We start from the raw sequence: 14,656 nt of genomic DNA, 5'->3' as shown, positions 1-14,656 counted from the left end.
CGTTTAAGTGAGAATCCCTACAGTTTTCTCCGGCAGAAATTTGCAGCGCAAATCTCCTCTACTACGCTGCCTCTTGTCATGGCTGGAACGGCTGTACCTGATCGGTAGTTGCCATGCATCGCCAACTACGCTTTTTCCCCTCGGGTGCCGCTGTACCGGTAGTGCTGTGATAGCCATATTCAGCAGGGGATGCTTTATGCGCTATGTCACTACCCGCAACACCCGTATCGCCTATGCAGCGATCCTGACATCCGGCCTGGGCCTGCTGATGGCCGACCACGCACAGGCCGGCGGCATTCTGATCTATGAGGCAGGCCAGGAAGGCGCCGGGCTGGCCAATGCCGGTTCCGCCGCGCTCGCCAGCGACCCCAGCGTGCTGATGAGCAACCCTGCCGGCATCACCGAACTCAAGGGCACGCAGGTCAGTGCCAACGCCCAGGTGATCCTCGGCCAGATCACTTTCTCCCGCGACGACGGCAATCAGTTCGATGGCAACGAAGGCGGCAACTCGCTGGAATGGCTGCCGGGCGCCAGCCTGTTCATTAGCCACCAGCTCAACGAAACCTCGGCCATCGGCTTCGGCATGTATGGCAACTTCGGCCTGGCGCTCGACTATGACGACGATTGGGCCGGCCGCTACTTCACCCAAGAAGCGGCGATCATCGGCGTGTCGTTCCAGCCAACCATAGCCCACCAGTTCACCGACCAGCTCTCGGTCGGCATCGGCCCGCGCTTCGTGCTGGGGTACTACCGCACCGAGATGGCCATCAACAACAACCTGCTCGGGATCAATGACAACCCCGACGGGCAACTGGAATTCAAGGACACCGACGTCGGCACCGGGGTCAACCTCGGCCTGCTCTACAAGCTCGACGAACGCACTCAGATCGGCCTGGCCTACACCAGCAAGGTCAAGCTGGAGTTCGAGGACAAGCCGGACGTCGACGACGTCAGCAACCCCATCGTCAATGCCGCCCTGCGTCGTCTGGATGTGGACTCGCTGGAGCTGGACATGAACGTGCCGCAGACCGTGCAGCTGAGCGTGGCGCACCAGCTCGATGCGCAGTGGAAACTGCTCGGCAGCCTCGGCTGGCAGGACTGGAGCGAGTTCGGCGATATCGGCGTGGAGGTGGACGCCGATGCCTTTGGCGTTAGCCGCAGTGTTGACCGCCAATACAAGGACACCTGGCACGCTTCCATCGGCACCCAGTACCAGGCCACCCCGCAGCTGCGCTGGAGCGTCGGCCTTGGCTACGACAGCTCGGCCGTGGATGACGATGACCGCACCGTCGACAACCCCATGGGCGAGGCCTGGCGCTTCGCCACCGGCATCAACTACCAGCTCGACGAAGGCCTCGACCTGCACCTGGCCTACACCCTGGTGTGGCTGGGCGACATGGAGGTCGAGCAGACCAAGTCGCGCTCCGGCACCACCTTATCGGGCAGCTACGAAAACGCGGCCCTGCATATCCTTGGCGGCGGGGCGACCTGGCGCTTCTGAAGTCGCTAAACACCGCAAACCAGAAAACAACTACCAACACTCAGCAACATTGTTCAGCAGGAGCATCACCATGACGTTGAAGCCAATAGCGCTCGCTTTGTGCCTTGCCACTCTGGGGGTCGCAGGTTGCGCCAGCAAGTATGTGGATTCCGAGGACTACTCGGGCTTCCTCCAGGACTACAAGCCGCTGGAGGAGGCTAAGTCACCCTCCGGCGCCCCCGTGATGCGCTGGATCAAACCGGGAGTGGACGTCAACGAATTCACCAGCGTCTACATCGAGCCGAGCCAGCTCTATCCGAAGCCGCAGCCGACCGAGAAGATTCCGCAGAGCACGCTGCAGGGCATCACCAACTACTACGACTCGGTACTGAAAACCCAGTTCTCCAAAGTGCTGCCGCTGGCCAAAGCACCGGGCCAGGGTGTGCTCGTGGTGCGGCCGGCGATCACTGCGGTCAGCGCCTCGACCAAGGGCTTGCGCCCATACGAGGTCATCCCGATTGCCCTGCTGGCCGCCGGCGTCAGCACCGCCACCGGCATCCGTGACCAGGACACCAGCATCGCCACCGAAGCGGCATTCATCGACGGCAGCAGCAAGGAAGTGGTCGCCCAGGTGGTACGCAAAGGCGCCGGTGCCGACCTCGATAACTCGGCCCAGGTGATGACCGCTAACGACACCAAGGCCGTGCTCGATGGCTGGGCGCGCGACATGGTCCATTCGTTCGAAGCGCTGAAGAAATAATTAGAGAGCTGGTGTGCAGCGCCTGTCGTGCCGTTCGCTAGGTGCTGCCATCGGAATGCAGGTCGGAAGAATCTCTGGGGGTGGGGGAACACCATTACTACTGCTGGCAGTTGCCTGGACAGGTACGGCGGATCAAGAGAGAAGGAGCTTGCAATGAAAGTGATCACTCAAACGTCGACGCTGAAGGCTCGTCAGGCATCCGCAGGACTGTGGAAGTTCAGTTCCTCGTTCCTGCTGGCGGCAGCCATCTCGGTCAGCGCCCAGAGCTGGGCGGCGGAAGCACCGAAACCGGCCACCGCAGCTACCAAGGCGGCCAACGATGCCCTGCTCAAGGAACTGCCATTCGCCGATCAAACCTCGTTCGAGCTGGCGCACAAGGGCTTTATCGCGCCGCTACCAGCGGAGCCGATCAAGGGCGCCAAGGGCAACATGATCTGGGACCCGGCCAAGTACAACTTCATCAAGGAAGGTCAGGCCGCCCCCGACACCACCAACCCCAGCCTGTGGCGCCAGTCGCAGCTGATCAACATCTCCGGCCTGTTCAAGGTCACCGAGGGTCTCTATCAGGTGCGTAACTACGACCTGTCGAACATGACCATCGTCGAAGGCAAGTCCGGCATCACCGTCATGGACCCGCTGATCTCCAGCGAAACCGCCAAGGCAGCCCTCGATCTGTACTTCAAGCATCGGCCGAAGAAGCCCGTGGTGGCGGTGATCTACACCCACAGCCACGTCGACCACTACGGTGGCGTGCGCGGCGTGGTGGACGAGGCCGACGTCACCTCCGGCAAGGTCAAGATCTATGCCCCGCTGGGCTTCCTCGAGCATGCGGTCGCCGAGAACGTCATGGCCGGCACCGCCATGAGCCGCCGTGCCAGCTACATGTACGGCAACCTGCTGCCGCCGAATGAGACCGGCCAGCTGGGCGCCGGCCTCGGCACCACCACCTCCGCCGGCACCGTGACCCTGATTCCGCCGACCGACATCATCCAGAAAACCGGCGAGAAACACGTGATCGACGGGCTCAACTACGAGTTCCTCTACGCGCCGGGCAGCGAGGCGCCGGCCGAGATGCTCTATTACATCAAGGAGCTGAAGGCCCTGAACACGGCCGAAGACTCCACCCACACCCTGCACAACACCTACTCGCTGCGCGGTGCGAAGATCCGCGAGCCGCTGCCCTGGTCCAAGTACCTCAACGAGGCGCTGAAGCTGTGGGGCGACGATGTGCAGGTGATGTACGCCATGCACCACTGGCCGGTCTGGGGTAACCAGGAGGTCAAGGATCAGCTGTCGTCGCAGCGCGACATGTACCGCTTCATCAACGACGAGACCCTGCGCCTGGCGAACAAGGGTTACACCATGACCGAGATCGGCGAGCAGGTGAAACTGCCGAAAGACATTGCCACGCGCTTCTCCAACCGTGGCTACTACGGCTCGTTGAACCACAACGTCAAAGCCACCTATGTGCTGCACCTGGGCTGGTTCATCGGCAACCCCGCCACCCTCAACGAGCTGCCACCGGAGGAAGGTGCCAAGCGCTACGTCGACATGATGGGCGGCGCCGATGCGGTGCTGAGCAAAGCCAAGGAGTACTACGACAAGGGTGACTTCCGCTGGGTGGCAGAGGTGGTCAACCACGTGGTGTTCGCCGACCCAAGCAACCAGGCGGCGAAGAACCTGCAGGCCGATGCGCTGGAGCAGCTGGGCTACCAGGCCGAGAGTGGCCCGTGGCGCAACTTCTACCTGACCGGTGCGCAGGAGCTGCGCAATGGCGTGCAGAAACTGCCGACTCCGGACACCGCCAGCCCCGACACCGTCAAGGCCATGGACCTGGACCTGTTCTTCGACTACCTGGCCATGCGCCTGAAAGGGCCGGAGGTTGAAGACAAGCACATCACCCTCAACTTCGACTTCACCGACCTGAAGCAGAAGTACGTGCTGGAGATGGTCAACGGCGTGCTCAACCACACCGAGGGCATGCAGTCGAAGGACGCCGACGCGACCATCACCCTGACCCGCGACACCCTGAACAAGATCATGCTCAAGGAGACAACGCTGAAAGACGCGGAAAGCTCGGGCGCGATCAAGGTCCAGGGCACAGAGGGAAAACTGGAGGAGCTGATGAGCTACATGGACAGCTTCGACTTCTGGTTCAACATCGTCACCCCCTAATGCTCCTACTGATGCCGGATGCATCAAAGCAAGTCATCGGCATGCGCCGGTGGCTTGCTTTTTCTAGGGGAAGTGCGATACCCAGCGGTGCGTTTGACTGAGTGCCGATGTGCCTATAACCCGAACTTTTCCTACTCTTAGCTCCCCCTTTTGCTTGCTCCGGTCTGTTTCGCCTTCACCAAGGTGTCGCCGATCTCGATGCCGAGTTAACGAGCGGTGCTTTTCCGCTTTGCATGGCCGAGGAGCAATTGATTACCTGCAGGTTCTTCGTCCTGTGCTGACCTTGTACGCCTCATCGCGTGGGTGCCATACATGGCCGGGTCAAGGCCACTCGATTGCACCCAATCTGTAAACAGGTCTTGAAAGCTGACCTTGTTTACTCAATGACTTCGAACTGCATTGGTCGCTGTTTTTGCTGCGGCTGGTGACGACGCATGTCCACCGTAGGCAGCGTCCCGCACCTTGATGTCATGAAATGAAAAGCCGCTGTCGTGCGATGAGAAGCACCCCTCGGAGGCCGGTTCTACAGTCCGCTCACGCCTTATTACAAGACTGGAGAACAGGCATGGCAAAAGCCGTCCGCTTTTATGAGACCGGGGGTCCCGAGGTACTGCGCTACGAGGACGTCGAGGTCGGCGACCCCGGCCCGGGGCAGGTGCGCATTCGCCACGTGGCCGTCGGCCTGAACTATGCCGATACCTACTTCCGCAACGGCACCTACCCGATCCCGCTGCCCAACGGTATCGGCGTCGAGGCGGCTGGTGTGGTGGTGGCGCTGGGGGAGGGCGTGAGCAATGTGGCGGTGGGGGATCGCGTCACCTACACCGGTTTCATCAATACCCTCGGGGCCTACAGCACCGAACGCCTGATTCCGGCCGCGCCGCTGATCAAGCTACCGGAAACCATCGCCTTCGAGACGGCCGCGGCCATGACCATGCGTGGCCTGACCTCGGCTTACCTGATGAGGAAGATCCGCACCTTCCGCGAGGGCGACAGCATTCTGCTGCACGCCGCCGCTGGTGGCGTCGGCCTGATCGTCTCGCAGTGGGCCAAGCTGCTCGGCCTCACCGTGATCGGCACTGTGTCCAGCGCGGCCAAGGCCGAGGTGGCGCGCGCTCACGGCTGCGACCACGTGATCGACTACAGCCACGAGGACGTGGCCCAGCGCGTGCGCCAGCTCACTGGCGGGCGTGGCGTCGACGTGGTGTTCGACAGTGTCGGCAAGGACACCTTCATGGGTTCGCTGGATTCGCTCAAGCGCCGCGGCATGCTGGTCTGCGTCGGCACCGCTTCCGGCCCGATCGAGGGTTTCAATCCGCAGCTGCTGGCCATGAAGGGCTCGCTATACATGACCCGTCCGGCGCTGGCCGATTACATCGCCGATCCGCAGGAGAAGGCAGAGCTGGCCGAGGAGCTGTTCGGCCTGGTTGGCAGCGGCCTGATCCGTATCGAGATCAACCAGCACTACGCCCTGCAGGACGCGGTGCAGGCGCATCGCGACCTGGAGTCGCGCAAGACCACCGGTTCGTCGATCTTCGTCATCTGAGGAGGCCGCCATGCGAGTCGAACAACTGACCTGCGCCATCGGCGCCGAGCTGAGCGGCGTCAGCCTGGGCGATGCATCCCGTGACGACGGCCTGTTCGCCGAGATCAAGGCGCTGCTGCTGCAACACAAGGTGCTGTTCCTGCGTGATCAGGACATCAGCCGCGCCGAGCATGTGGCTTTCGCCCGTCGTTTCGGCGAGCTGGAGGATCATCCGGTGGCTGGCAGCGATCCGGAGCACCCAGGCCTGGTGCGCATCTACAAGTCGCCGGACGCACCCAACGACCGCTACGAGAATGCCTGGCACACCGACGCCACCTGGCGCGAGGCGCCGCCGATGGGCTGCGTTCTGCGCTGCGTGGAATGCCCGCCGGTGGGCGGCGACACCATGTGGGCGAATATGGCACTGGCCTACGAGAAGCTGCCGGAAGAGGTGAAGCAACGCATCGCCGGCCTGCGCGCGCGCCATAGCATCGAGGCTAGCTTCGGCGCGGCCATGCCGATCGAGAAGCGCCTGGCGCTCAAGGCGCAGTTCCCGGATGCCGAGCATCCAGTGGTGCGCACCCATCCGGAGACCGGCGAGAAGGTGCTGTTCGTCAACGCCTTCGCTACCCACCTGACCAACTTCCACACCCCGGAGCACGTGCGCTACGGCCAGGACTACAGCATGGGTGGCAGTGATCTGCTGCGCTATCTGGTCAGCCAGGCCTACATCCCGGAATACCAGGTGCGCTGGCGCTGGAAACCCAACAGCGTGGCGATCTGGGACAACCGCAGCACTCAGCACTACGCGGTCATGGATTACCCGCCGTGCCATCGCAAGATGGAGCGCGCCGGCATCATCGGCGACAAGACCTTCTGAGTCGAAACATCCCATCCGCGCCATCTACTAATAAATATTTGAGGCAACAGGCATGAACTTCCTCGACGGTTCTCTCTTCCCGGAAAACCAGGACAAACTCGTCATCACCGCGGCCCCCTATGGCCCCGAATGGTTCCCCTCGGACTATCCGGAAGATATTCCGGTAACCATGGAAGAGCAGATCCAGAAGGCGGTCGACTGCTATGAAGCCGGCGCCTCGGTACTGCACCTGCACGTGCGAGAGCTGGACGGCAAGGGCTCCAAGCGCCTGTCCAAGTTCAACGAACTGATTGCCGGCGTGCGCGAGGCGGTGCCGGACATGGTCATTCAGGTCGGCGGCTCCATCTCCTTCGCGCCGCCGGAAGACGGCGCGGCCGCGAAGTGGCTGCATGACGACACCCGGCACATGCTCGCCGAGCTCGATCCCAAGCCCGACCAGGTCACGGTGACGGTCAACACCACGCAGATGAACGTCATCGAGCAGATGGATGTGCGCGACTACACCGGCACGTCCATGGGCAGCGATACCTACGAGGCCTACCGCGAGATGATCGTGCCGTCCGGCCCGGGCTTCATCGAGGAGCACGTCAAACGTCTGAGCGCCGCCGGCATCCAGAGTGCCTTCCAGTTCTACAACATCAACAGCTACGAGACGGTCGAGCGCCTGATCCGTCGAGGCGTCTACAAGGGCCCGCTGGTGTGCAACTGGGTGGCGATTGGCGGTGGCATGGACCAGCCGCATATCTACAGCATGGCCAACTTCCTGCGCGCCATCCCGGACGGAACCATGCTCACGGTGGAGAGCACCATGCTCAATACCTTGCCGGTCAACGTGATGGGCATGGCGATGGGCCTGCATGTGCGCTGCGGTATCGAGGACAACATCTGGACCCAGGATCGCTCGCGCAAGATGACTTCCGTCGAGCAGATCGAGCAGCTGGTGCGCATCGCCAAAGAGATCGGCCGCCCGGTCGCCAACGGCAAGGAAGCCCGCGAGATCCTCAAGATCGGCGTGTTCTACGACACGGTCGAAGAAACCCTGGCCGCCAACGGCTTCGCGCCGAATCCGAAGGGCGGTCAGCAGGGCTTCCTGCGCAAGCACGGCTGAGGATGCCGGCGGCCCCCGCAGGTCAGGTCGGGGGCCGCCGTACCGTGGACAGCGAGGACGCTGGGCAAAGACCTCTACCGCAGGCGGCGCACCGGCCACGATCCGGGCAGCGATGACTGCGGGGCAACGACGACCCCACCGGGCCGCTCGGGAGGTCTTTGCCGAGAGTCGTCGAAAACGACCTACAACAATAACTAGCAGTACAGAACGAGGAGGCAGCAGTGGCCTTTCATCACAGCAGCTCAGGCGACGAGGTCGATACCTCCGCCGGCATTCCGCGCAGTTACGCCTGGGTCGTATTCGCCCTGACCTTTGGCCTGCTGATCTCCGATTACATGTCGCGGCAGGTACTCAATGCCGTGTTCCCGCTGCTGAAGAGCGAGTGGACCCTGTCCGACAGCCAGCTCGGCCTGCTCAGCGGCATCGTCGCGCTGATGGTCGGCCTGCTGACGTTCCCCCTGTCGCTGCTGGCCGACCGTTTCGGCCGGGTGCGCAGCCTCACCCTGATGGCCATCCTGTGGAGCCTGGCCACCCTCGGCTGCGGTCTGGCCAAGCAGTACGAGCACATGTTCGTCGCCCGTTTCCTGGTCGGCGTGGGCGAGGCGGCCTACGGCAGCGTCGGCATTGCCGTAGTGCTCTCGGTATTTCCCAAGCATATGCGTGCCACCCTGACCGGCGCCTTCATGGCAGGCGGCATGTTCGGCTCGGTGCTGGGCATGGCCCTGGGCGGCGCCATTGCCCAGCACCTGGGCTGGCGCTGGTCGTTCGTCGGCATGGCGCTGTTCGGCCTCCTGCTGGCGCTGGTCTACCCGTTGGTGGTGAAGGAGGCGCGGGTCTCGCCCAAACGCTTCAGCGATGCAGCGCGCCAGGCAGCAGACAAGGCTGCCCGACCGCTGCGCACCCTGTATTGCAGCCGCTCGGTGATTGCCGCCTATGTCGGCAGCGGCCTGCAGCTGTTCGTCGGCGGCACTGTGATCGTGTGGATGCCCAGCTACCTGAATCGCTATTACGAGATGGGCGCCGACAAGGCCGGCGCTTTGGCCGGCATCATCGTGCTGTGCAGCGGCGCCGGCATGATCTTCTGCGGCATGCTCAGCGACCGCCTGTGCCGCAATGCCCCGGAGCGCAAGATCGCCCTGGCCATCGCCTACTGTCTGGGCAGCTGCCTGCTGCTGTCCGTGGCCTTCGCCCTGTCGGCTGGGCCGCTGCAGCTGCTATTGATCGCCGCCGGGATGCTGATCGCCGCCGGCACCACCGGGCCGTCCGGCGCCATGGTGGCCAACCTGACCCACTATTCGGTGCACGGCACCGCGTTTGCCACCCTGACCTTGGCCAACAACCTGTTGGGTCTGGCACCGGGGCCGTTCATCACCGGTCGGCTGTCCGACCTGTTCGGTCTGCACACTGCGTTCCAGCTGGTGCCGCTGGTCAGCATCGCCGCCGCCGCGGTGTTCCTCTACGCCCGTTGCCACTACCTGCGGGACATCGCTCGCCTGCGCGGCGAGCAGGGCAAGGACGAGCCCTCTGAAGCCATGCTGGAGGCTCAGCCGTGAACCGGGCGCTGCGCATCGATGTGTCGTTCGACTTCGTCTGCCCCTGGTGCCTGATCGCCAAGCGCCAGCTCAAGCGCGCCGTGGTGCAGTTGCAGCAGGTGCTGCCACAGCAGGTGGTGAGCATCGACTGGCAGGGCGTGCAGCTATTGCCGCAGCTGCCGGTCGCCGGCGAGCCCTTCGACGAGTTCTATATCCGGAGGCTGGGTAGCGAGACGGCGGTGCGTCTGCGCCAGGCCCAGGTACAGGAGGCTGCGGCGGCAGTGGGGCTTAGCTTCGACTTCGCCCGCATCGAGCGCATGCCCAATACCGCAGACGCCCACCGCCTGATGCGGCGAGCCGTCGAGTTGGGTACGCCCGAGCAGCGCGACCGCCTGCTTGAGCGTCTGTTCGCCGCGCACTTCCAGTACGCCGAGGACCTGGGGGACGCGAATACCCTGCTGGCCATCGCCGAGGGCTGCGGATATCCGCGCGAGGAGATGTCCCGAGCGTTGTACCGCGACGGCCGGCCTTTCGTCGGCGGCTCCGGTACCCAGGGCAGCGTGCCGTACTTCGTCTTCGAGCGGCAGCTGGCGCTGTCCGGCGCGCACCCTGCGGAATTGCTCCTGCGCGGCATGCGCGAGGCGCTCAACCTGCCTGAACGCCGGGCTCTGCAGGCATGAATCGGCGTTATTCGGTGCCGGCCCTCCAAGTGCCGGCTGCAGGGGAGCGCGCGCAGCTCGAACTGGGCACGGACTATTTGCTCAATTCCGACAAGCTCAAGGTCGCCACCTACCCGGTGGAGGAAGACGGCGAGCGTGTCTACATCGTCATCGAGGATTCCGCTCCATGAGCGCCATCGCCCTTACCCAGATCAACGACCGTGCCCGCGAGCTGGCACCGGGCATCAGCGTCAGCCTGGTGGTGGCCGCCGCCGCTACCTTCCTCTCCGAACACTACGGCGCGCCGGTGATGCTGTTTGCCCTGCTGCTGGGCCTGTCGCTCAACTTCCTGGCCGGGGAGGGCAAGTGCAAGGCTGGCATCGAGTTCACTGCGCGCACCGTACTGCGCATTGGCGTGGCCCTGCTGGGTATGCGCATCACCCTGGAGCAGATCGCTGCGCTCGGCTGGAAGCCGCTGGCGCTGGTGGTGACCCTGGTGGTGGTGACCATCGGGGTATCGGTGTTGGCGGCCAAGCTGATGGGCTTCAAGCGCATCTTCGGCATGCTCACCGGCGGCGCCACCGCCATCTGCGGCGCTTCGGCGGCGCTGGCCCTGGCGGCCGCGCTGCCCAACCACCCGCAGAAGGAAAAGGCCACGCTGTTCACCGTGATCGGGGTGTCGGCTCTGTCGACCCTGGCGATGATTCTCTACCCGATGATCGCCAACGCCTTCGGCCTGTCGCCGCAGGTCGCCGGGGTGTTCCTCGGTGCCACCATCCACGACGTGGCCCAGGTGGTCGGTGCCGGCTACAGCATGTCGCCCGAGACCGGCGACACCGCCACGGTGGTCAAGCTGATGCGCGTGGCCATGCTGCTGCCGGTGATCGTCGTGGCCGCTATGGTCACCCGGCTGCAGGGCGCGGAGGGTGGCGGCACGCGTCCGCCACTGCTGCCCTGGTTCGCCGTCGGCTTCCTGCTGCTGGCCTGCGTCAACAGCACTGGCTGGGTGCCGGCGCTGGTGCAGGGCGGGGTCAACGAGCTGTCGCGCTGGTGCCTGGTGATCTCCATCGCCGCCCTGGGCATGAAGACCCAGCTCAAGGAGCTGGCCAGCGTCGGTATCAAGCCGATCCTGCTGATGCTCGGCGAAACCATCTTCCTGGTCGTTCTGGTGCTGCTGTTGCTGCACTGGGGCCTGTGACATGCGCGCTGGCCTCGTGGCCAGCCCAACCCGAGAGAGACAGTCGATGAACAAGATCTACCCCAGCGCCCAGGCGGCGCTCGCGGGGCTGGTGGAGGACGGCATCAGCATCGCCTCCGGCGGCTTCGGCCTCTGTGGCATTCCCGAGGCGCTGATCGCGGCCTTGGGCGAAACCGGCAAGCGCGGCTTCACCATCATCAGCAACAACTGCGGGGTCGACGACTTTGGCCTAGGTCCGCTGCTATACAGCCGGCAGATCGGCAAGATGATTTCCTCCTACGTCGGCGGCAACAAGGAGTTCGAGCGTCAGTATCTGGCTGGCGAGCTGCAGCTGGAGTTCACTCCCCAGGGCACCCTGGCTGAGAAGTTGCGCGCCGGCGGCGCCGGCATCCCCGCGTTCTTCACCCGCACCGGCTACGGCACGCAGATCGCCGAGGGCAAGGAGACCCGCCAGTTCGACGGCGACTGGTACGTGATGGAGCGCTCGCTGACCGCCGACCTGGCGCTGATCAAGGGCGCCAAGGCCGACCGTGCCGGCAACCTGGTGTTCAACAAGACCGCGCGCAACTTCAACCCGCTGTGTGCCAAGGCCGGCCGCGTCTGCCTGGCTGAGGTGGAAGAGATAGTCGAGGTCGGCGAGCTGGCCGCGGATGAGATCCACCTGCCGGGCATCTATGTGCAGCGCCTGGTTCTCAACGCCAACCCGCAAAAGCGCATCGAGATGCGCACCACGAGGAACTGAGCATGGCCTGGACCCGCGAAGAAATGGCGCAGCGCGCCGCCGCCGAGCTGCAGGACGGCTTCTACGTCAACCTCGGTATCGGCCTGCCAACCCTGGTGGCCAACTACATCCCCGAGGGTATGGAGGTCTGGCTGCAGAGCGAGAACGGCCTGCTTGGCATCGGCCCGTTCCCCGGCGAGGAGGAGGTCGATGCGGACCTGATCAACGCTGGCAAGCAGACCATCACCACGCTGCCCGGCAGCAGTTTTTTCGACAGTGCCGAGAGCTTCGCCATGATCCGTGGCGGCCATATCAACCTGGCTCTGCTCGGTGCCATGCAGGTGTCGGAACGCGGCGACCTGGCCAACTGGATGATCCCCGGCAAGATGGTCAAGGGCATGGGCGGTGCGATGGACCTGGTTGCCGGGGTCAAGCGTGTGGTGGTGATGATGGAGCACACCGCCAAGGACGGCGCGCACAAGATCCTGCCACGTTGCGATTTGCCGTTGACCGGTGTCGGCGTAGTCGACCGCATCATCAGCGACCTGGCCGTGCTGGACATCACCGAGAGCGGCGTGGAGCTGGTGGAGATGGCTCCAGGCGTCGATTTCGACCAGCTGCAGGCGGCCACCGGCTGCACCATCCTGCGCTGAGCGCACAGCCCGGGCCATGCGGCCTGGTCGAGTGTCTGCTGCATCCCGTTCACTCCATGGTGGGATGTGGTTGTGGGCCACCGGGGCCTGGCCCCGGTTTTGTGCGACGGCTGCCGCTCCAGGGGCCGTCCGCATTTTTTCTCCCGGAGGCGACACGCAATAACAACAAGAAACGAGGAAAGGACGATGCGAAGGACTGTTCTGCCGTACCTGCTCTGCCTGTTCTGCCTGCCCGTTCATGCTGACTCCCAGGCGCTGCGCCAGCTTCACGAACTGGACAGCCACAGCCGCCTGCTCTGCGCCAGCGCCATGCTGTATTTCGATCCGCGTGAGCGCGACCCCGATCCACGTCTGCTCACTGCGGTATTCCACCATCTCAATACGCTCGAGACCGATGTACTGCAGCTGGGCCAGCCGGTGGAGCTGATGCAGCCGCTATTGGCGATGCAGGAGCTGTTCCGCGAGCTGGACGGCCTGCCGCGTAGCCAGCGGCAGCGCTATCCGCAGCTGCTCGCCAGGCTGCTCGAGCAGCGCCGCCAGCTGGGCGAGGCGGTGTCCCGTGAGGTGGGGCACATGGGCGCGCCGGCACAACTCTTCGGCGAGCAGAGCCGAGACCTGGCGGCTCTGCTGCTCGATAATCAGCTGCGCCACTACCCGCTGCCGCAACGCGAGGGCTGGCTGTTGGCGGATGAGCAGTTGGTGGCGCTGGAGGGTGATATCGAGCGGCGTTTCGACCTGCTGCTGGCTGAACAGCCGACGCAGGCGGCTGCCCTGGGCAAGATTCGCGGCAGTTATCGCTTCGTGCGGCGCCAGCTGCGCCAGGGCACGGGGGAGAGCGGTGGCGGTGCCGAGTTCTACCTGAGTCGCGCGGTGCTGGACCTGGATGAACTGGCGCTGGCGGTAGAGCAGGGCGCGCCCTGAGGAGAGCTGCCCCCCCAGATCACTTGTCCTTGCGCGCCCCGGCGTGCTCGCTGCGCCAGGCCGCCGGCGGCATACCGAACTGACCGATGAACCAGCGGGTGAAGGAGCTGGGCATCGAGTAGCCGAGCATGTCGGCGATACGCCCCAGCGAGTAGTTGGGGTTCTCCAGATAGCGCAGCACCAGGTCACGACGCACGCCGTTGATCAGGTCGCTGAAGGTCGCCTGGTTCTCCTCCAGGCGCCGCTGCAGGGTGCGCACGTTCATGCCCATGGCCATGGCGATCTGCTCGATGGTGGCGCGGCCCATGGGCAGCAGCAGGTAGATGGCCTTGCGCACCTCGAACATCAGCGGCGTCTCTTGCTCCGCCTGCAGTGAGTCGAGGAAGCGTTGGGCATAGCGCGCCATCGCTGGATCGGCCTGCGGGTTGGGCACATCGAAGTCGGCGGCGTGGCAGACGATACCGTTGAACTCGCCATTGAATTCCAGCTTCTGCCCGAGCACCCGGCGGTGTACCTGCAGGTCATCCGGTGCCGGATGGGTGAAGCACACGCTGATCGGTCGCCAGTGCGTGCCGAGCAGGGCCGCACACAGCCGGTACATCACGCCGATGGCCAGCTCGTTGGCCTGGCGGCAGTTGAGGCTGGTGGAGGTGACCACTTCCTCGCGGATGATCACCATGCCGCCGGCTTCCTCGATGAAGATGGCCAGCGAGTCGTTGAGCAGGTGACGGTACTGCACCACTACCTGCAGGGCGTCACGCAGGGTGCGCTGGTGGGTCAGCAGCAGGCTGACCGCTCCGAAGTCGGAGAGCTGGCGCGACTCAGCCATGCGCAGGCCGAAGGTCGGGCAGGCGCTGGCCACGGCCGAGGCTTCCAGCAGACGCACGGCGGCGTCGATCGGAATGCGGTGTTCCGGGTCCTGCAGCAAAGTCTTGCTGAGGCCCACATCGTTGAGCAGCGCCTGAGGCTTGAGTCCCAGATGCTGGGCCACCTCGAGGTAGTTGGTGAGTACCGCTGCGCGAACCAGTGTTGTCATTGTTCTAG

General features: G+C 64.2%; 14 protein-coding genes. 13 read left to right on the top strand and 1 reads right to left on the bottom strand.

Features of this window, described 5'->3' with window-relative positions:
- The first annotated feature begins 268 nt into the window (after positions 1–268).
- From IP89_RS11825 to IP89_RS22785, 13 genes are all read left to right on the top strand, one after another.
- The gene (locus tag IP89_RS11825; protein ID WP_256203140.1) at positions 269–1,501 is read left to right on the top strand and encodes an OmpP1/FadL family transporter; all 1,233 of its coding nucleotides are present in this window, start codon (positions 269–271) and stop codon (positions 1,499–1,501) included.
- Positions 1,502–1,571: 70 nt separating this feature from the next.
- On the top strand, positions 1,572–2,240 hold the full coding sequence (locus tag IP89_RS11820) for a DUF3313 domain-containing protein (RefSeq protein ID WP_043309725.1): 669 nt from the start codon (positions 1,572–1,574) through the stop codon (positions 2,238–2,240).
- 153 nt (positions 2,241–2,393) lie between these two features.
- A complete protein-coding gene (locus IP89_RS11815) occupies positions 2,394–4,415 on the top strand; it encodes an alkyl/aryl-sulfatase (protein ID WP_052081053.1) in 2,022 nt (673 codons plus the stop codon).
- A 565-nt stretch (positions 4,416–4,980) separates the two neighbouring features.
- On the top strand, positions 4,981–5,961 hold the full coding sequence (locus IP89_RS11810) for a quinone oxidoreductase (RefSeq protein WP_043309724.1): 981 nt from the start codon (positions 4,981–4,983) through the stop codon (positions 5,959–5,961).
- 10 nt (positions 5,962–5,971) lie between these two features.
- Positions 5,972–6,820, top strand: a complete 849-nt coding sequence (locus tag IP89_RS11805) for a TauD/TfdA family dioxygenase (protein WP_043309723.1) — start codon at positions 5,972–5,974, stop codon at positions 6,818–6,820.
- Between the two features lie 52 nt (positions 6,821–6,872).
- On the top strand, positions 6,873–7,928 hold the full coding sequence (locus tag IP89_RS11800) for a 3-keto-5-aminohexanoate cleavage protein (protein ID WP_043309722.1): 1,056 nt from the start codon (positions 6,873–6,875) through the stop codon (positions 7,926–7,928).
- A 221-nt stretch (positions 7,929–8,149) separates the two neighbouring features.
- The gene (locus tag IP89_RS11795) at positions 8,150–9,481 is read left to right on the top strand and encodes an MFS transporter (protein ID WP_043309721.1); all 1,332 of its coding nucleotides are present in this window, start codon (positions 8,150–8,152) and stop codon (positions 9,479–9,481) included.
- Positions 9,478–10,140 carry a DsbA family oxidoreductase gene (locus IP89_RS11790; protein WP_043309720.1) on the top strand — a complete coding sequence of 221 codons (663 nt, stop codon included), beginning with the start codon at positions 9,478–9,480 and terminating at the stop codon, positions 10,138–10,140. Before IP89_RS11795 ends, IP89_RS11790 begins: the two co-directional genes overlap by 4 nt.
- A complete protein-coding gene (locus IP89_RS23540) occupies positions 10,137–10,310 on the top strand; it encodes a hypothetical protein (RefSeq protein WP_177326869.1) in 174 nt (57 codons plus the stop codon). The genes IP89_RS11790 and IP89_RS23540 overlap by 4 nt, the downstream gene beginning before the upstream one ends.
- On the top strand, positions 10,307–11,317 hold the full coding sequence (locus IP89_RS11785) for a YeiH family protein (RefSeq protein ID WP_043309719.1): 1,011 nt from the start codon (positions 10,307–10,309) through the stop codon (positions 11,315–11,317). Before IP89_RS23540 ends, IP89_RS11785 begins: the two co-directional genes overlap by 4 nt.
- A 46-nt stretch (positions 11,318–11,363) precedes the next feature.
- Complete coding sequence (locus IP89_RS11780) at positions 11,364–12,059, top strand: CoA transferase subunit A (protein WP_043309718.1); 696 nt, start codon at positions 11,364–11,366, stop codon at positions 12,057–12,059.
- A 2-nt stretch (positions 12,060–12,061) separates the two neighbouring features.
- Positions 12,062–12,691: a CoA transferase subunit B gene (locus tag IP89_RS11775; protein ID WP_043309717.1), complete on the top strand. Its 630-nt coding sequence runs from the start codon at positions 12,062–12,064 to the stop codon at positions 12,689–12,691.
- A 186-nt stretch (positions 12,692–12,877) separates the two neighbouring features.
- Positions 12,878–13,612: a hypothetical protein gene (locus tag IP89_RS22785; RefSeq protein ID WP_052081052.1), complete on the top strand. Its 735-nt coding sequence runs from the start codon at positions 12,878–12,880 to the stop codon at positions 13,610–13,612.
- Positions 13,613–13,631: 19 nt separating this feature from the next.
- Here the strand turns inward: IP89_RS22785 and IP89_RS11765 are convergent, their stop codons facing one another.
- Positions 13,632–14,648 carry an AraC family transcriptional regulator gene (locus IP89_RS11765; RefSeq protein ID WP_043309716.1) on the bottom strand — a complete coding sequence of 339 codons (1,017 nt, stop codon included), beginning with the start codon at positions 14,646–14,648 and terminating at the stop codon, positions 13,632–13,634.
- Positions 14,649–14,656 lie beyond the last annotated feature (8 nt).

The sequence above is a fragment of the Pseudomonas sp. ML96 genome, assembly GCF_000761545.1.
Classification (GTDB): Bacteria; Pseudomonadota; Gammaproteobacteria; order Pseudomonadales; family Pseudomonadaceae; genus Aquipseudomonas.
This window is presented reverse-complemented; position numbering and strand designations above follow the sequence as displayed.